The following is a 17,380-nucleotide window of genomic DNA, read 5'->3' on the forward strand; positions in this document are numbered from 1 at the left end:
TATTGGCGGAGAGAGTGGGATTCGAACCCACGGTAGGCTTGCACCTACGGCAGTTTTCAAGACTGCTGCCTTAAACCGCTCGGCCATCTCTCCGTTGTCTGGAACTGCCCGCGACCCCGTCGCGGTGAATCGCCACCCTGCCCCGGCGGCGCGCCCGGCCCCTTGCGGGCCGGACGGCATTTTCGCACGAACACCCTGCCCGTGGCTTACGACGCCTTCTTCACCTTGCCGGCGTGGGTGTTGTCGATGGCCATCGCGATGGCCTTCTCCTTCTCCTCCGAACACTTGCCACCGCAATCCAGCCGCGAGGATTCGATCTGCTGCGGCAGGTGCTCGGCCAGGAAATCGATGAACACCCGCACCGCCGGCAACATGCCCCGACGCGAGGCGAACACCGCATGGCAGATACCCTGCGGCAGGCTCCATTCCGGCAGCACCACCTCCAGCTCGCCCTTGCGCACCGCGTCCGCGCACACCGTCTCCGGCAGCAGCGTGATGCCGTAACCGTCCTTCGCCATCGACTGCAGCAGCGGGAAATCGAAACCCGCCAGGCGCGGATTCAACTCGATGCGGCGCACCTCGCCATTGGGCCCATGCAGCTCCCAGCGCTGGCGCGCCTCGTCCTCGCTGATGCTCAGCGTGACGTGTTCGGCCAGGTCTTCCGGCACCTTCGGGCGGCCAGCGCGGTTGAGGTACTTCGGACTGGCGACCAGCAACTCCTGGATCTGGCCGAAGCTGCGCATCACCAGGCTGCCGTCGTCATCCAGCTTGGCGCGCACGCGCAGGGCCACGTCGTAGCCCTCGTTGATGATGTCCACGCGGCGGTTGTTGACGTGCAACTGCAGCCGCACCTTCGGGTACTTGTCCAGGAACGCCGGCAGGATCTTGGGCAACTGCATCTGTGCCACCGCCACCGGCACGCTGACGCGCACCACGCCCCGCGGTTCCGCACTCAGGCGATCGACCACCTCGCGCGCGGCCTGCGCTTCGGCCAGCATCGTCTGCGCATGGCGGTGCACGCTCATGCCCACGTCGGTCACCGCGAAGCGGCGCGTGGAGCGCTGCAGCAGGCGCACGCCCAGGTCGGTTTCCAGCTGGCTGATGCGCCGGCTCAGGCGGGACTTGGGAATGCCCAGCGCCCGCTCGGCCGCGGCGAAGCCGCCGTGGTCCACCACCATGGCGAAGTAATAGAGGTCATTGAGGTCGTGCTGCATGAATTAGATCCACCTTTAGAACAATCAGTGACGTTTGACCACATTTACCATACAAATGCAACGACCTACAGTGTTCTCCAACGCGGTTGAGGCCGCATCCCGACCGGAGAACCACCATGAAACTATTGCATATCGACAGCAGCGCCCTGGCCGCCAATTCGGTCAGCCGACAACTGACCGCCGCCATCGTAGCCCGTTGGCAGGACACCGTGCCCGGGCTGGAGGTCACCTACCGCGACCTGGACGCCGACCCGCTGCCCCACCTGACCAACGCCGTACTGGGTGGGGGCGATGCCGCCGCCGCACAAGCCGGCGAGGCGGCGATGCAGCAGTTCCTGGCCGCCGACGTCATCGTGCTGGGCGCCCCGCGCTACAACTTCGGCGTGCCGTCCACGCTGAAGGCCTGGATCGACCGCGTGGCCGTGGCCGGCCGCACCTTCAAGTACACCGAGAACGGCCCCGTCGGCCTGGCCGGCGGCAAGCAGGTGATCGTGGCCGAGGCCAGCGGTGGCGAATACGCCGGTACGGCGATCGACTTCGTGGCGCCGTACCTGAAGCAGGTGTTCGGCTTCCTCGGCATCACCGATGTGGAGTTCATCCGTGCCGAGCGCGTGGCGTATTCGCCGCAGCACAAGGCCGAGGCCATCGAGGCCGCGCTTGCGAGCATCCCGATGCCGCTGCGCAAGGCGGCCTGAGTCTTCGGGTCGCGGGACGGGGCCGGTATGCTGCCGGCACCCGTTCCCACCGCCCGCCGATGCCCGCCCGGAACACGACGCCCGACGCGATCGACGCCCCAGAGGCGCTGGCCCTGCTGAAGGCCGCCGCCCGCCCGGACCACCGCGCCGGGCTGGCGCGCTACGGCATTCCCGACACGCACGCGCTGGGCGTACCGATGCGCGATATCCAGGCGCTGGGCAAGCGCATCGGCCGTCGTCACGCCATGGCCCAACTCCTCTGGGACAGCGGCATCTACGAAGCCCGCCTGCTGGTGGCCTTCATCGCCGATCCCACGCACCTCACCCCCACGCAGATGGACCGCTGGTGCCGCCAGTTCGACAACTGGGCGGTCTGCGACACGCTGTGCCTGCACCTGTTCGACCGCAGTCCGCATGCGTGGGGACGGATCGATGCATGGGCGCGCAAGCGCGGCGAATTCGAGAAACGCGCGGCGTTCGCGCTGCTGGCCGGACTGGCGGTTCATGACCGCCACACGCCGGATGCGCCCTTCCTCGCCGGACTGGCCCACGTGGACGCGGCCGCTGGCGACGCGCGCAACTTCGTCAGCAAGGGCGTGAGCTGGGCGCTGCGCGCCATCGGCCACCGCAATGCGGCGCTGCATGCGGAGGCGACCGCATTGGCTGCACGGCTGGCCGCCTCGGACGATGCGACGCGGCGCCGGATCGGCAAGGAGGCGCTGCGCGATCTCAACCGCCCGCTGGTGCGCGCGAAGGTGGCGAAGTCGGACAAAGGACGCGCGCAGAAAAACGTCTAGGAGTGCGCCGATCCTGCGCATCCCCTCGCCCCGCTGGGGGTTGGAAGGAAACCGATACCGCGAAGCTGTGGCTGCCTCTCCCTCTCCCTGCGAAGCGGGGAGAGGGTGCCCAACGGGCGGGTGAGGGGCGAGCGGAGACGGGATGCTTGAACCACGCAGCCTGCGCTCCACATGCGCGCACATCCAAACGCGGAAAGTCCCGCGCGAACAGCAACCCCTCATCCGCCCTCCGGGCACCTTCTCCCCGCAGGCGGGGAGAAGGGATGTGCGCCACCTTCTCCGCGCGGGAGAAGGGATACAGCGTCAGGCGATGCGCTCCACGCTGCCCATGTACGGACGCAGCACCTCCGGCACGGTGATCGAGCCGTCGGCGTTCTGGTAGTTCTCCATCACCGCGATCAACGCACGGCCGACGGCGGTGCCGGAGCCGTTGAGCGTGTGCACCGGCTCGGGCTTGCCGGTGGCGGGATTGCGCCAGCGGGCCTGCATGCGGCGGGCCTGGAAGTCTTCGCAGTTGGAGCAGGAGGAGATCTCGCGGTACATGTCCTGCGACGGCAGCCAGACTTCCAGGTCGAAGGTCCTGGTGGCACCGAAGCCCATGTCGCCGGTGCACAGCAGCATGCGGCGGTACGGCAGGCCCAGCTTCTCCAGCACGGTTTCGGCGGCGCGGGTCATGCGTTCCTGCTCGTCGTAGCTTTCCGACGGGCGCGTGATGGAGACCAGTTCCACCTTCTCGAACTGGTGCTGGCGGATCATGCCGCGCACGTCGCGGCCGCCGCTGCCGGCCTCGGAGCGGAAGCACATCGAATGCGCGGTCATGCGCAGCGGCAGGCGGGCGTCGTCGAGGATCTCGTCGCGGACGATGTTGGTCAGCGGCACTTCAGAGGTCGGGATCAGGTAGCGGCGATCACCTGCCGCGACAATATCGCCATACATCTCGGCAAAGTAACGGACCGCCGCGGGATTGGCCGGATCTACCTGCACAGCAGCCAGCCTTCTCGCACCCTCCTGGATCTTGGGAAGCTGTTTCCACGTGTCCGTCAACACCGCGCCAAATGGCAGCCGGAACAGATCCTCTTCAAACTTGGGCAGCTGTCCGGTCCCACGCATAGACTCACTGTTGACGATCAACGGCACATTGGTCTCTTCGTAGCCGTGGTCGCCGGTGTGCAAATCCAGCATGAACTGCGCGAGCGCACGGTGTAGGCGGGCCAGCTGGCCGCGCAGCACGGTGAAACGCGCGCCGGACAGCTTGGCGGCGGTGTCGGCGTCCAGCCAGCCATGGCGGGCGCCGAGTTCGACGTGGTCCTTCACCGGGAAGTCGAACGCGCGCGGTGTGCCCCAGCGGTGCTGCTCAACGTTGCCGGCCTCGTCGCTGCCCACCGGCACGCTGGCGTGCGGCAGGTTGGGGATGCCCAAGGCGATGCCTTCGATCTCGGCGCGAATCTCATCCAGCTTCACTTCCGAGGCCTTCAGCTCGTCGCCGAAGCCGGCCACTTCCGCCATCAGTGCGGACACGTCCTCGCCCTTGGCCTTGGCCTGGCCGATGGCCTTGGAGCGGGTGTTGCGCAGGTTCTGCAGTTCCTCGGTGCGCTTCTGGATCTGCTTGCGCGCGGCTTCCAGATCGGCGATGCGGGACACGTCCAGGTCGAAACCACGGGTCTCCTTGAGGCGCTGGGCGAGTTCGGCGGGCTGGGTGCGGAGCAGGACGGGATCGAGCATGGAAACAGCTGTCTGGCGTGGGAGGCCGGCATTATCGCCCATCTGCGACCGGTTGCCCGCGCGGTTAACCGCGGCTGTGCAAGAATCGGCGCGACTTCACCGGTGATTCCCATGTCGGCCCAGCAACCGCACGAACCGCACTTCACCTTCCGCCTGCCCCGCACGGCCCTGCGCAACGCCGCCATCGCCTTCGGCATCGGCCTGCTGCTGTTCGCGATCGTCTGGTGGGCGGGCCGCGACGACGGGTTCTACACGCCGGAAGCCACGGTGCCTGGCAAATCGCTGCCGGTCGAGGCGCTGCCCGAACCCCTTTCCACTGGCGATGGCGCGAGCGGCATGGAAGAACCCGCACCGCGACCGCCCACCGAGGAGCGCCCGCAACTGGTGGAAGAAAAGCCGATGCCCGCGCCCGTGCCGGAGACCCCGGTACCCACGGCACCGGCCAATGCGACGCCGGCGGCGGCAGGTATTCCGCTCGCCCCCGGCGATGTGCCGGTGCCGATCCCCGGCCAGACACCCGCGCCCGAGTACCCGCCCTCTGCCATGCGCAATGGCGCGGAGGGCACGGTGATGGTGCGGGTGGAAGTGGGTGCGGATGGCGTTCCCACGTCGGTCGATGTGGCCCAGCGCAGCGGCTCCCGTGATCTGGATCGCGCTGCGGTGGCGGCCGTGCGTCGCTGGCGCTTCCAGCCGGCGCAGCGCGATGGCCAGGCGGTGCCGGGCGCGGTGACGGTGCCGATCGACTTCAAGATGCGGTGATGGCATGGGCCATGCGCGATCACTGAAACGCATCGCAGCCTGGTCCGCGGCATCATTGATCGCCCTGTGCGTCTGCGCATGGCTCTGGTCCCTGCGCAGCCCAACCGTCCACGACCCGTTGGGCGACGAGCCAGGCGAGACTTGGGTGAAGGGCCGCGGCTATTCGCATGCTGTGCGGCTGATGGACTCCGGGCGCTACGCGATGCAAACCCAGTGCGATATCTGCGCTGCGCCGCTCCAGTCGGGCACGTGGACGCGACAAGACAGCACGCTCGTGCTGCGGCACGCATCCGGTTCGGTTGCCATGGAGCTTGTGCCTGTCACCGTGATGGGCTGCGAAGCGCTTGCAAGACGAGGCGAACAGAACGTGCGCGCGCCAGGCAGCGTCTACTTCAAACGGGATGACCGATGCGCGGATGCGTTTTGACAGCGGATATGCATTGCTGAACCGTTGTTCCGCTAGCTGAACTTCGCCCCGCCTGCTTCATCGCGACATCACGCATCGCAAACATCGCCCCGCCAAGACTCGGCCCCGTTCCAACGCGAAACCCACAACGCGAAACGGAGGTTCACATGTCGATGCCCACAAACAACGAGTACCGCACCCCGGATACCGGGGAAGACACCACGATGGAACCGCGCCGCACGACGTCGCCCGTGCTGCTGATGCTGCTTGCGTTCACCGTGACGGCCACCGGCCTGATCTGGTGGAGCCAGTCCCGGACGACCCGGGACGTGCCGGTCGCCACGATGCCGGCGCCGGTGATCGAGAACGAAGCGGCCACGACTCCAGCAAAAGAACGTGCAACGGCAGCCGCAAACCGCGCGCGCACCGAGCGCCCGGCTACCCGCCAGGCCGCGATCAGCCGTGACGCGCGACCGCTGTCGGGCAACGCCGAGCCGAAGTATCCGGCTTCCATGCTGCGCGCTGGCGTGGGCGGCACGGTCGTCGTCCAGGCCGAACTGGATGCCAACGGCAATCCGGTCAACGTGCGCGTGATCGAGCGCAGCGGTGAGCGCGACCTGGATCGCGCCGCGCTGAGCGCGGTGCGCCAGTGGCGTTTCGAGCCGGCCATGCGCAATGGCAAGGCGATCGCCAGCAGCGTTAAGGTACCGGTGGACTTCAAGCCGATCTAAGCGCTGCCCCGCTCCGCACAGGGAGCTCACGAGGAAAGAAAAGGGGGACGCGCGCAAGCGTCCCCCTTTCTCATGTCTCGCTATTGTAGGAGCGACGTGAGTCGCGACCGTGATCCTTCCGCAACAGGATCACGGCAAGCAACCGCGGGATAGGCGCGGAACGGGAGAGCAACACACGAACCCGGGGTCTGCGGTCGCGACTTACGTCGCTCCTACAGAAGCGAAAGTGTCACGCCTTCCGCAACGCAAACCCCGCGCCGGTCGCCAAGCCGTCGTAGTTCGGGAACGAGGTCGCCACGTTGGCGACATCGCCGATGCGCACCTCGCCGGTTGCGACCTGCCCGGCGATGGAGAACGCCATCGCGATGCGGTGGTCGCCGTGGGAATCCACGGTGCCGCCATGCAGCGGGCCCGGAAAGATCGTCGCGCCATCGGGCGTCTCATCGATTCGCAGGCCCAGGGCACGCAGACCGTTCGCCATCGCCGCGAGGCGGTCGGATTCCTTCACCCGCAGTTCCGCAGCGCCGCGCACAACCGTGGGGCCGTCCGCCGCTGCCGCCGCGACGAACAGCGCGGGGAACTCGTCGATCATGTCCGGCACCAGCGCTTCCGGCACTTCGATGCCGTGCAGCGGCGCGTGACGCACCACCAGATCGGCCACCGGCTCGCCGCCGTGCTCGCTGGCATTCTCTTCGCTGATGTCCGCGCCCATTAGGCGCAGTGCCTGCAACAGGCCGGTGCGACGCGGATTCAGGCCGACGGCGCGCAGGCGCAGTTCGGAGCCGGGAATGATGCTGGCGGCGACCAGGAAGAACGCGGCCGACGAGAAATCCGCGGGCACGGCGATGTCGGTGGCCTTCAGCCGCTGCCCGCCGCGCAGGCGCGCGAAGCCGGGCGAGAAGTCGATGTCCACGCCGAACGCCTTCAGCATGCGCTCGGTGTAGTCGCGGGTGGGATGCGGCTCGCGCACGACGGTTTCGCCATCGGCATACAGGCCCGCCAGCAGTACGGCGGACTTCACCTGGGCACTGGCGACTTCCAGCGTGTAGTCGATGCCCGCCAGCGGCTGGCCGCCGTGGATGCGCAGCGGTGGCAGGCCGCCTTCTTCGGTGTCGATGCGCGCGCCCATCGAGGAAAGCGGCCCGGTGACGCGGCGCATGGGGCGCTTGGACAAGGATTCGTCGCCGACCAGCACGCTGTCGAAAGGCTGCGCGGCCAGCAGGCCCGCGAGCAGCCGCATGCCGGTACCGGCGTTGCCGCAGTCGAGCGCGCCGTCGGCAGCCTTCAGGCCATCCACGCCGACGCCATGGACGATGCGGCGCGACGGCGACGGGGTTTCCATCTGCACGCCCAGGCGCGAAAAGATCGCGGCAGTGGCACGGGTGTCCTCGCCTTCAAGGAAGCCGTCGATCGTCGACGTGCCATCGGCGAGTGCGGCGAACATCACCGCGCGGTGCGACACCGACTTGTCACCAGGGATGTGGAGGGTGCCGCGCAGGGGTTGGCCGGTGGAGGCGATCCAGTCTTGTGTCATGGGAGCTGTGATTCGTGATTCGTGATTCGTGAGGAGCGATTCGATGAGCGGCGTTCGGATTGGGCGTAATCAGTGCGATGGCAAATCACGAATCCCCAATCACGAATCACGGCGCTCAAGGCACCGCAACGGGGTACGAGCCCAGCACCTTGATCTGCGCCGAATGCTGCTTCAGTTCGGCCAGCGCCTGCTTCATCGCCTCGTCGTCGATGTGGCCAGCGAGGTCGATGAAGAAACCATACTCCCACTTCGCGTGGTGCGAGGGACGCGACTCGATGCGATTCATGCTGATGCCGTGGCGGGCGAACGGACTGAGCACGTCGAACAGCGCGCCGGGCTTGTCGTGGATGAAGACCAGCACCGAGGTGCGATCGTGGCCCGACGGCGGGAAGATGCTGCGCCCGATCACCAGGAAGCGCGTGGTGTTGTCCTTGTCGTCCTGGATCGGGCTCATGACGACTTTCTTGAGGCCGTACACATGGGCGGCGCTTTCGCCGCCGATGGCGGCTGCGTCGTCATTGCCACGCGCGCGGCGCGCGCCTTCGGCATTGCTCGACACCGGCACCTTCTCGACCTTGGGCAGATTGGCGCGCAGCCAACCCGCGGTCTGCGCGAAGGACTGCGGGTGCGCATAGATGCGTTCGATGTCGTCGATGCGGCCGGTGCGCGACATCAGGAACTGGTGCACGCGCAGTTCGACTTCGCCGCAGATCTTCAGGTCGGAGGTGAGGAACATGTCCAGGGTGATCTGGATGGTCCCCTGCCCCGAGTTCTCCACCGGCACCACGCCGAAATCGGCGTTTCCGCTGGCCACTTCCTGGAACACCTCTTCGATGCTGGCCAGCGGAAGACCATGCGCCGAGCGGCCGAAGTGCTTGAGCACCGCCTGCTGGCTGAAGGTGCCCTCCGGGCCGAGGTAACCGATCTTCAACGGTTCCTGCTGCGCCAGGCAGGCGGACATGATCTCGCGGAAGACGTGCACCAGCACTTCGTCGCTGAGCGGGCCTTCGTTGCGGTCCACCACCATGCGCAGCACCTGCGCCTCGCGCTCGGGACGGTAATAGTCCACCGCGGCAGCCAGCTTGCCCTTGGCCTTGCCGACCTGGTGGGCGAAGCGTGCGCGCTCGGCGATCAGCGACTGGATCTGGCGGTCGATGCCATCGATCTTGGCGCGTACGTCGGAGAGGGCGGGAGCGGCGGGGGTCGTGGCGTCGGTTTTCTTGCCTTTCGCAGGCTTGGCGGAGGGTTTGCTGGGCTTGGAAGCCATTGTTGTTGTGTCCTGTGTTGCCTTCTGTAGGAGCGACGTAAGTCGCGACCTGGATGTTGACGGTCGCGACTTACGTCGCTCCTACAACAACGACCCGAATCATCCGTTGCGCTGCTGGAAATCGCGCATGAACTCCACCAACGCCTGCGCGCCTTCCACCGGCAGCGCGTTGTACAGCGAGGCGCGAATGCCGCCGACTGCCTTGTGCCCCTTCAGCGCCAGCAGGCCGGCTGCTTTGGATTCGGCCACGAAGCGCGAAGTCAGCGTCTCGTCGGGCAGGAAGAACGGGATGTTCATCCGCGACCGCACGGCCGGGGCCACTTCATTGCGGTAGAAGCCACCCGATGCATCGATGGCACCATAGACCAGCGACGACTTCATGGCGTTGCGGCGCGCGAATTCGGACACGCCGCCTTCGGCAAGCATCCACTTGAACACCAGCCCGGCCAGGTACCAGTTCCAGGTCGGCGGCGTGTTGAGCATGGAGTCGCGGGCGGCGTGCGAGCGGTAGTCGAAGATGTCGGCGCGCGGCTGGCCGCTGCGTTCGAACAGATCTTTGCGGATGATGACCACTGCAACGCCCACCGGGCCCAGATTCTTCTGCGCGCCGGCATAGATCACCCCGTACTTCGACACATCCAGCGGCTCGGAGGCGATCGACGAACTGAAGTCGGCGAACAGCGGCACCTCGCCGACGTCCGGGGTATCGCGAAACTCGACGCCGTGGATGGTCTCGTTGGCGGTGATGTGCACGTAGGCGGCACCGGGCGTGAGCTTCCAGGTGTCGCGCGGCGGGATGTCGTGGAAGCCGCCGGCCTCGCCGTCGGCGGCGATGTTGACGGTGCAGTACGGCTTGGCCTGTTTGATCGCGGTCTTGCCCCAGTGCCCGGTCACCACGTAGTCGACCACCTGGCCGGGGGCGGCGAAGTTCAGCGCCAACAGGGCCTGGTGGGTGGTGGCACCACCGGACAGGAACAGCACGGCGTAGTCGTCCGGGATGCCGACCAGGGCGCGCAGGTCGGCCTCGGCCTGTGCGGCCACGACGATGAAATCCTGGCTGCGGTGGCTGATTTCCACGATGGACGCGCCGATGCCGTTCCAGTCGAGCATCTCGGCCTGGGCCTGCCGCAATACCGACTCGGGCAACGTGGCGGGACCGGCACTGAAGTTGAACGCGCGCGTCATGGGGCACCTGGAAGGATGAACGGCTAGTATGCCGCAGCGCATCCGTTGCAGGGGCAACCATGCGAACGTTGGGGCATGAAATGCGGACGGACTGCATCCCGCACCGGGCCATGGCCGTATAGGCTTGCGACAGGTCGTCCGCGAGCCGGGAATTTTCCCGCCGTACAGACGTCCAAGATCCTCTGCAACGTTCCGGAGCTCCCCCATGTCCCTGCGCGACGCCTTGCGAATCCCCTCCTCCGAGATCACCGACGAGTCCGTATACCGGGAGCGCCGCGCCCTGCTGCGTGCTTTCGCGATGGCGCCGGCGCTTGCCCTGTCCGGTTGCGCCGAGGCCGAGCCGCCGCCTCCGCCGAGGATCGCGGTGACACCCGAGCAGGCGCGGTCCGGATTCCGCACGACGGAAGAACTGACCCGTTACGAAGACGTGGCCAGTTACAACAACTTCTACGAGTTCGGCACCGGCAAGGCCGACCCGTCCACCGCACGCAAGACATTGAAGACGTCGCCGTGGTCGGTGGTGGTGGGCGGCGAATGCGCGAAGCCGGGCCGGATCTCGCTGGAAGATCTTGTGAAGGGCCTGACACCCGAAGAGCGTATCTACCGCCTGCGCTGCGTCGAAGGCTGGTCGATGGTGATCCCCTGGCTGGGCGTGCCGTTGGGTGAGGTACTGAAGAAGTTCCAGCCCACTTCCAAGGCGAAGTACGTCGCCTTCACCACCCTCGCCGATCCGGTGCAGATGCCGGGCGTGCGCTATTCGTCGATCAACTGGCCTTACCGCGAAGGGCTGCGCATCGACGAGGCGATGCATCCCCTCACCCTGCTGGCCACCGGCCTGTACGGCAAGCCGCTGCCGCAGCAGAACGGCGCGCCACTGCGGCTAGTGGTGCCGTGGAAGTACGGCTTCAAGAGCATCAAGTCCATCGTCGAGATCAAGTTCGTCGAAAAAATGCCGGAAACCGCGTGGCACGACCTGCAGCCGTCGGAGTACGGCTTCTTTTCCAACGTGAACCCGAGCGTCGACCATCCACGCTGGAGCCAGAAGACCGAACGCCGCATCGCCGGCAAGCAGAGCAAGCTGTTCGCCGAGCGCATCCCGACACGCATGTTCAATGGCTATGCCGACCAGGTCGCCTCGATGTACGCCGGCATGGACCTGAAGAAGTGGTACTGAGGCAAGGTCCGGAAACCACGCCCTGAGCCTCTGCGTGGGTCGCGCGTCCTGGTTCCGCGGGTGGTGACCACGCCATTCGCAGGCCCGTCGGTGGTGAGCTTCAACGCCATCCGTGGTGAGCCTGTCGAGCCGCGCTCTTGCCGGATAACCCAGATATCACCTCCTTCCCGACACCGACCCAGCCACGCATGCCCAAGACTTCCCCGCGCATCATCGCCGCCAAGACCCTGGTCCATGCCCTCGCGCTCACCCCGCTGGCGATCCTGGCCTGGCAGTTCCACGACGTCTGGCGCAACGGCAGCGACGCCCTGGGCGCGGACCCGGTGGCCGAGATCGAACACCGCACGGGACTGTGGGCGCTGCGCCTGCTGATGGTCGCGCTGGCCGTCACGCCGCTGCGCCAGCTGACGGGGCAGTCGGCGTTGCTGCGCTTCCGGCGGATGCTCGGCCTGTACGCGTTCTTCTACGCCACGCTGCACCTGGCGGTATACCTGGGCCTGGACCTGCGCGGTTACTGGACCCAGATCTTCGAGGACATCGTCAAACGTCCCTATATCACCGTCGGCTTCACCGCCTGGCTGCTGCTGGTGCCTTTGGTCATCACATCGACGCTGGGATGGATGCGCCGCCTCGGCCGTCGCTGGGGCCAACTGCACAAGCTCGTGTATGCCATCGGCGTGCTGGCCGTGCTGCATTTCTGGTGGCTGGTGAAATCCGACATCCGCGAGCCGTTGCTGTACGCGGCCATCCTCGCCGCCCTGCTGGGCTGGCGTGCGTGGAAGCGGTTCAGCCCGCGCCGAACAGCAGCAGTGCGCTGAGCGCACCTGCCATCAACAAGGCCGCGAGCAGCAGCCAGGGCCAGCGCAACACCGATGACGATGACGCCGGGGCGGTGTCGCCAGCGGCCGGTGCCGGCCCCGTTTCGTCCTGCTGCACAGCCTCGTCCGACTTGGCGCTGGGTGCCCACGGCACTTCCAGAACGAAACGATGCTGGGCATCGAAGACGATCTGGTCGCCGGCCACGAGCAGTGCGTCGCGCACGGCCACACCGTTCACCCGGGTGCCGTCGGCGGATCCGAGGTCGCGCAGAAGGACGCGTTCACCACGCAGCTCCAGCCGCGCGTGCCGCTCGGCGAATGCCGGATCGTCAACGCGGATATGGGCGTCGCGCGCACGCCCGACCACACGCGGCTGCTCGAGCGAAATGCTCTTGCCGTGGTACTTGCCCCCAAGGCCCCGCAGCACCACGCGGACATCGCCTTGGCCGGCGTCGCTTTCCCGGAGGTCGGCGGCCGATTGGTAGCCCGACTGCAGCAGCAGCTCCACGCCTTCCACGTACACCGCATCGCCGGGCCGCAATACCGCCATGCGCTTCACCGGACGGCCGTTGATGTGCACACCCCGCATGCCGTTGGCCACCTGCAGCCAGAGGCCGCGCCGGTCAACGCAGATCTGCGCGAGCAGTGCGCCCTGCGGCGAATCCCCTACACCCACGGTACCTGCCGCTTCACGCACGATGCGATGCACGCCGGTGGTGAGCGGCCGGTCGGGCGAAGGGCGGTTTGCGAAGTGAAGTCTGAGGTTCTGCACGCCCCGGGAGCCTATCAGGTTGGGGCCCATCCGGCAGCCCCGGCTTGGCATATGCCGCCACGCTGCGCAGAATAGCGCCGCACAAAGGGAGCCTTCGCATGGCCAGCATCGACATCCTCCATCCGCATTCCAAATCGCCCAAGCAGGCGCGCAAGGCAGTCGAAGACGTGGCAAAGAAACTGTCCGAGCGCTTCGACATGGACTACGGCTGGGACGGCGACACGCTGAACTTCAGCCGTTCGGGTGTGGAAGGAAGAATCGCCCTGCTCGCCGACACGCTGCGCGTTACCGCCAACCTGGGCTTCCTGCTGTCGGCGATGAAAGGCCCCATCGAGGCCGAGATCCGTCGGGTCCTGAGCGACAAGTTCGACTGAACGTCAGTCGCGGAACGGGTCGGGCTCGTCCTCGAACAATCGCTGCGACACGGCGCGCTCTGCCCGCTCGATGTCGCGCACGAAAGCCTTGCCGTCGCCCAGTGCGGCGAAGGCAGCGAAGCCCCGCTCCAGGAATCCCTGCAGTTCCCCAAGCCCGGTCGCCCTTGCCGGCCCACGGGACAGTTTGAGCAGCGTGGCCACGCCGGGCGTCTTCACCGCCCGCGCCAGGCCCACGCCCACCTCGGCGATAAGGTCGATCTGGTGCCCGCGCAGGCGTTGCAGGCCCACCTCACGATAGGCACGCCCGTACAGCCCGGCGTCCAGCTTGCGGCGATTCGGTGCCAGCTGGTGCAGCGCCTCGGCCATCCGAATGTCCAGCGCGTGCGTCAGCACGCCCAGTTCGATCCCGTGCGCCACGGTATCCAGCACGGCACCGGGCAGCAGGCGCTGCATCATCGGCATCACCTTGGCGACATTGGCGTCGCGCTTGCTGAAATCGTGGTCGCCATAGACGTCGGTCAGGAAGAACATCGCCGCCGCGCGCCGCGTCGGGTCGTTCAGGAAGTGCTCGAAGCTGGTCTCCAGCCGTGCTGCCTGCCAGCGCCGCAGCTCCGGCAGCCAGCGCAGCCGGTTGCGGGGCTCCTGCACCGGATCATGCAGGGCCTGGTGCCAGGCCAGGCGCCTGCCAACGCGTTCGATCAAGGGATTTCCTGAGGTCATGCCGGCCATGATCCGGGCCCGCCGGGGGCGCCGCAACCCGGCGGCAGGTCGGCTACACTCGGGCGGCAAGGTCACCACGGGTAGTACATGCTTTCGATCCACAGTGCACGGCGGCGGGGCCACAACGGCAAGATCGGGCTGGCCATCGCCGGCGGCGGCCCCATCGGGGGCATGTACGAGCTGGGCGCGCTGCGTGCCCTGGACGAAGCCCTCGACGGCCTGGACCTGACCCGGATGGACTGCTATGTCGGCGTCAGTTCCGGTGCATTCCTCGCCGCCGGGCTGGCCAACCGGATGGGCACGGCCGAGATGTGCCGCATCTTCATCACCGGCACCAGCGACGATGCGGAATTCAGGCCCGAAACCTTCCTGCGCCCGAATGTCGGCGAGTACCTGCGCCGTGCGGCCAGCCTCCCGGGCCTGTACGCCGACTGGCTGAACCGCCTGGTGCGCAATCCGCGCCGCGCGACGCGCTGGTCCGACATGTTCCTGCGTTTTGGCGGCCTGGTACCCACCGGCATCTTCGACAACGAGGAAGTGGAGCGTTTCCTGCGCGACATTTTCAGCCGCCGAGGCCGCAGCAATGATTTCCGCACACTCGACGCGGATCTCTTCGTCGTTGCGGTCGACCTCGACAGCGGCGAGGCCGTGCGCTTCGGCGAGGAAGGCTGGGACGACATCCCGATCTCGCGCGCCGTGCAGGCCAGTTCCGCCCTGCCCGGCCTGTATCCGCCGGTGGAAATCGGCGGCCGCCATTTCCTCGACGGCGCCCTGCGCCGGACCATGCATGCGAGCACGGTACTGGATCGCGGCATCGACCTGATGATCGGCATCAACCCGCTGGTGCCGTTCGATGCGAACCAGGCCACGCCCCAGGCCGACGAGGCTGAACAGGTGGGCCTGGCAAGCGGTGGCCTGCCGGCCGTGCTGTCGCAGACCCTGCGCACACTGCTGCAGTCGCGCATGCAGATCGGCATGGAGAAGTATCCGCATCGCTACCCCGATATCGACCAGCTGGTGTTCGAGCCCAATTCGGACGACAGCGAACTGTTCTTCACCAATCTCTTCAGCTTCTCTTCGCGCCACCGGGTCTGCCAGCTGGCCTACCGCAACACGCTGGCCGACCTGCGCAAGCGCGCGTCGGTGCTCAAGCCCATGCTGGCCGTGCACGGCATCCGCTACAACGAGGACATCGTCAACGACCGCCACCGCTCCATCCTCGATGGGCTGGACGTGATGCCGCGGATGACCGAAACCACGGCGCGCCTGCGGCGTGCCCTGGACGACGTGGACCAGCTCGTGTCGCGGCATCGCGCGGCCCGTCGCGGCTGATGCGCTCACGGCCGCGTCACCGCCTGGTGTGAAAACTCTAGACAGCACGCCGATTCTGGTGCGCAATCCCCGACACCAACCACCGACGGAACGCCATGGCCACGCTGAAGAAATCCGCACGCAAGAAGACCGCTTCTGCATCCGCTTCCAAGAACGACAACCTGCAGGCCCAGGCCGAGCAGATGTCCAAGCGCCTGGGCGAATCCGCACAGCAGGTATGGCTGGCAGGCGTGGGCGCTTTCGGGCGCGCGCAGGCCGAAGGCACCAAGCTGTTCGAAACGCTGGTGAAGGAAGGTCTGTCGCTGGAGCAGACCACGCGCAAGGTGGCAGGCGGCAAGGCCCAGGCCATGCGCGATGCGATGGAGACCACCGTCGGCCAGGCGCGCGAACGCGCGTCGGATACCTGGGACCGTCTGGAGAAGGTGTTCGAAGAACGCGTGCATCGCGCGCTGCGCCGTCTCGAGGTGCCCAGCCGCGAGGATCTGTCCGCGCTCATTGATCGTGTTGACGCACTGAATGCCCAACTGCGCACGATGGGCGGTGCATCGGCCACCAAGCCGTCCCGTGCCAAGCGCAGCACCAAGCCGGCCGTCAAAAAACCGGCACCTGCCGCGAAGAAAACGCCCGCGAAACGTGCAGCGCGCAAGAAGGCTGCACCATAAGGCTGCATGCGCATTTTCATGCGTATTCCTGAATAAAATTTTGTTGCGTGGCAACATCGAATGACGTAACAATCATTCCAGCCCGCCAGTCCATCGAAGTTCGTTTGCTCCCCTCCCCTTACGGCTTCGGACTGGCGGGCTTTTCTTTGCCCGCCGTCCGGCGCGGGCACCCGCCAGCACAGACAGCCGTGGGTGCGGCCCGGTAGAATCGCGGGCCTAATAACAACAACGCACCCGCGACGCATGTCCATTTGGCTCCTCGGTTTGGCGGTCACCCTTGTGACCGGTGCGGCAGCCACCGCCTATCTCTGGCTTGTGCGGCGCCCCAGCGACGAAATGTCCTACGGGCTGCACGCCCTGTCCGGATTGCGCTGGAGGGAGTTCTCGAAACTCGTCCTTGCCGCGATGGCAGGCCGTGGCCTGGTCGAAACCGGCCCCGATCCCCAGGAATCCCGCGAACCCCAGACGACCTTCCTGCTCGCGCGCGGCCAGGAAAAGTGGCTGCTCTCGTGCAAGCACGGTTCGGCCTACCGGATCGCTGCTGCCCCGGTACAGGAACTTGCCGCCAGCATCCGCCTGGGTGCGGCCAGCGGCGGCATCCTCGCCACCGAGGGCAAAGTGGAAAAGGAAGGCCGCGAGGCGGCCCAGGGCAACAACATCGAGTTGCTCGATGGGCCGCGGCTGTGGCCGGAAGTCCGACACCTTGTCGAGCCGAGCCTGCGCGAGCAGATCGTGACGTATGCATCGGCACGCGCCAAACGGCATGTCGGCATCAGCTGGCTCGGGGCGGTGACGCTCGGTGCCCTCGCCATGGCGGGATGGGCAGGAAGGCAGGCGGCGGACACGAGCGTCGATGCACGGCCAGCAGCACCCGCACCGGCACGGACGATCAGCGCACCCGCCACGCCTGCGCCGCAGGAAGCCTTCCGCGAACCGACGCAGGAAGAGCTCGAAGCGCAGATGCGCAGCGTGCTCCAGGCGCTGTCGAAAACCCCCGGCATCACCCGCGGCGTCTGGCAGACCAAGCTGACGTTGAGTATCGATCGGGCGGGCAGCGAGAACGACATCTGGCCGTCGATCTGCCTCGAGCTGGAGCGCTACCCGGCCCTGCGCGCCACCCGCGTGCAACTCAACCCCCCACCGGGCAGCAGCGAGCCGGTGCGCTGGCGCCAGTGCAAGACGATGTGATTCCGCCGCGACACTTCGTCGCTGTGCGCC

At 66.9% G+C, this 17,380-nt stretch carries 18 protein-coding genes and 1 tRNA gene; 11 read left to right on the forward strand and 8 right to left on the reverse strand.

Features of this window, described 5'->3' with window-relative positions; genetic code table 11:
• Nucleotides 1–3: 3 nt before the first annotated feature.
• Both FB548_RS11185 and FB548_RS11190 read right to left on the reverse strand, forming a co-directional pair.
• Nucleotides 4–93 (reverse strand) — tRNA-Ser (locus FB548_RS11185).
• Between the two features lie 113 nt (nt 94–206).
• Entirely contained in the window at nt 207–1,214 is a 1,008-nt protein-coding gene (locus FB548_RS11190; protein ID WP_255470509.1) for a LysR family transcriptional regulator, read from the reverse strand.
• Nucleotides 1,215–1,330: 116 nt separating this feature from the next.
• Here FB548_RS11190 and FB548_RS11195 point away from each other — a divergent pair, with 116 nt between their 5' ends.
• Both FB548_RS11195 and FB548_RS11200 read left to right on the forward strand, forming a co-directional pair.
• A complete protein-coding gene (locus FB548_RS11195; protein WP_142124860.1) occupies nt 1,331–1,909 on the forward strand; it encodes an NAD(P)H-dependent oxidoreductase in 579 nt (192 codons plus the stop codon).
• A 59-nt stretch (nt 1,910–1,968) separates the two neighbouring features.
• A complete protein-coding gene (locus tag FB548_RS11200; RefSeq protein ID WP_142124861.1) occupies nt 1,969–2,706 on the forward strand; it encodes a DNA alkylation repair protein in 738 nt (245 codons plus the stop codon).
• A 303-nt stretch (nt 2,707–3,009) separates the two neighbouring features.
• Here FB548_RS11200 and serS read toward each other — a convergent pair whose 3' ends face one another.
• Nucleotides 3,010–4,428, reverse strand: coding sequence for a serine--tRNA ligase (gene serS, locus FB548_RS19000; RefSeq protein WP_142124862.1), 1,419 nt, complete (start codon nt 4,426–4,428; stop codon nt 3,010–3,012).
• 111 nt (nt 4,429–4,539) lie between these two features.
• Between serS and FB548_RS11210 the strand changes: the two genes are divergently transcribed.
• From FB548_RS11210 to FB548_RS11220, 3 genes are all read left to right on the forward strand, one after another.
• A complete protein-coding gene (locus FB548_RS11210) occupies nt 4,540–5,187 on the forward strand; it encodes an energy transducer TonB (RefSeq protein WP_142124863.1) in 648 nt (215 codons plus the stop codon).
• A 4-nt stretch (nt 5,188–5,191) separates the two neighbouring features.
• Nucleotides 5,192–5,614 carry a hypothetical protein gene (locus FB548_RS11215; RefSeq protein ID WP_142124864.1) on the forward strand — a complete coding sequence of 141 codons (423 nt, stop codon included), beginning with the start codon at nt 5,192–5,194 and terminating at the stop codon, nt 5,612–5,614.
• Nucleotides 5,615–5,760: 146 nt separating this feature from the next.
• The gene (locus tag FB548_RS11220) at nt 5,761–6,324 is read left to right on the forward strand and encodes an energy transducer TonB (protein WP_142124865.1); all 564 of its coding nucleotides are present in this window, start codon (nt 5,761–5,763) and stop codon (nt 6,322–6,324) included.
• A 229-nt stretch (nt 6,325–6,553) separates the two neighbouring features.
• Here FB548_RS11220 and aroA read toward each other — a convergent pair whose 3' ends face one another.
• The 3 genes from aroA to serC all read right to left on the reverse strand — a co-directional run bounded on the left by aroA (nt 6,554) and on the right by serC (nt 10,310).
• Complete coding sequence (gene aroA / locus FB548_RS11225; protein WP_142124866.1) at nt 6,554–7,858, reverse strand: 3-phosphoshikimate 1-carboxyvinyltransferase; 1,305 nt, start codon at nt 7,856–7,858, stop codon at nt 6,554–6,556.
• Between the two features lie 115 nt (nt 7,859–7,973).
• Nucleotides 7,974–9,125 (reverse strand): prephenate dehydratase, encoded by a 1,152-nt coding sequence (pheA, locus tag FB548_RS11230; RefSeq protein WP_142124867.1) that lies wholly within the window; start codon nt 9,123–9,125, stop codon nt 7,974–7,976.
• Between the two features lie 99 nt (nt 9,126–9,224).
• Nucleotides 9,225–10,310: a phosphoserine transaminase gene (gene serC, locus FB548_RS11235; RefSeq protein ID WP_142124868.1), complete on the reverse strand. Its 1,086-nt coding sequence runs from the start codon at nt 10,308–10,310 to the stop codon at nt 9,225–9,227.
• A 205-nt stretch (nt 10,311–10,515) separates the two neighbouring features.
• Here serC and msrP point away from each other — a divergent pair, with 205 nt between their 5' ends.
• Both msrP and msrQ read left to right on the forward strand, forming a co-directional pair.
• A complete protein-coding gene (gene msrP / locus FB548_RS11240) occupies nt 10,516–11,484 on the forward strand; it encodes a protein-methionine-sulfoxide reductase catalytic subunit MsrP (protein WP_142124869.1) in 969 nt (322 codons plus the stop codon).
• 188 nt (nt 11,485–11,672) lie between these two features.
• Nucleotides 11,673–12,302: a protein-methionine-sulfoxide reductase heme-binding subunit MsrQ gene (gene msrQ / locus FB548_RS11245; RefSeq protein ID WP_142124870.1), complete on the forward strand. Its 630-nt coding sequence runs from the start codon at nt 11,673–11,675 to the stop codon at nt 12,300–12,302.
• Here msrQ and FB548_RS11250 read toward each other — a convergent pair.
• The gene (locus FB548_RS11250; RefSeq protein WP_142124871.1) at nt 12,271–13,074 is read right to left on the reverse strand and encodes an FHA domain-containing protein; all 804 of its coding nucleotides are present in this window, start codon (nt 13,072–13,074) and stop codon (nt 12,271–12,273) included. The genes msrQ and FB548_RS11250 overlap by 32 nt on opposite strands.
• A 98-nt stretch (nt 13,075–13,172) precedes the next feature.
• Here FB548_RS11250 and FB548_RS11255 point away from each other — a divergent pair, with 98 nt between their 5' ends.
• Entirely contained in the window at nt 13,173–13,448 is a 276-nt protein-coding gene (locus FB548_RS11255) for a polyhydroxyalkanoic acid system family protein (RefSeq protein ID WP_142124872.1), read from the forward strand.
• Nucleotides 13,449–13,451: 3 nt separating this feature from the next.
• Here the strand turns inward: FB548_RS11255 and FB548_RS11260 are convergent, their stop codons facing one another.
• The gene (locus tag FB548_RS11260) at nt 13,452–14,150 is read right to left on the reverse strand and encodes a hypothetical protein (RefSeq protein WP_255470510.1); all 699 of its coding nucleotides are present in this window, start codon (nt 14,148–14,150) and stop codon (nt 13,452–13,454) included.
• A gap of 105 nt (nt 14,151–14,255) precedes the next feature.
• On the opposite strand from FB548_RS11260, the gene FB548_RS11265 reads away from it, so the two are divergent.
• The 3 genes from FB548_RS11265 (at nt 14,256) to FB548_RS11275 (ending at nt 17,350) form a co-directional block, all read left to right on the forward strand.
• Nucleotides 14,256–15,500 carry a patatin-like phospholipase family protein gene (locus FB548_RS11265; protein WP_142124874.1) on the forward strand — a complete coding sequence of 415 codons (1,245 nt, stop codon included), beginning with the start codon at nt 14,256–14,258 and terminating at the stop codon, nt 15,498–15,500.
• A gap of 95 nt (nt 15,501–15,595) precedes the next feature.
• Nucleotides 15,596–16,162, forward strand: coding sequence for a phasin family protein (locus tag FB548_RS11270; protein ID WP_142124875.1), 567 nt, complete (start codon nt 15,596–15,598; stop codon nt 16,160–16,162).
• Nucleotides 16,163–16,405: 243 nt separating this feature from the next.
• Nucleotides 16,406–17,350, forward strand: coding sequence for a restriction endonuclease (locus tag FB548_RS11275; RefSeq protein ID WP_142124876.1), 945 nt, complete (start codon nt 16,406–16,408; stop codon nt 17,348–17,350).
• Nucleotides 17,351–17,380: the final 30 nt, after the last annotated feature.

Origin of the sequence: Pseudoxanthomonas sp. 3HH-4 (assembly GCF_006716465.1) — a bacterium.
In the GTDB taxonomy this organism is placed as follows: Bacteria; Pseudomonadota; Gammaproteobacteria; order Xanthomonadales; family Xanthomonadaceae; genus Pseudoxanthomonas_A.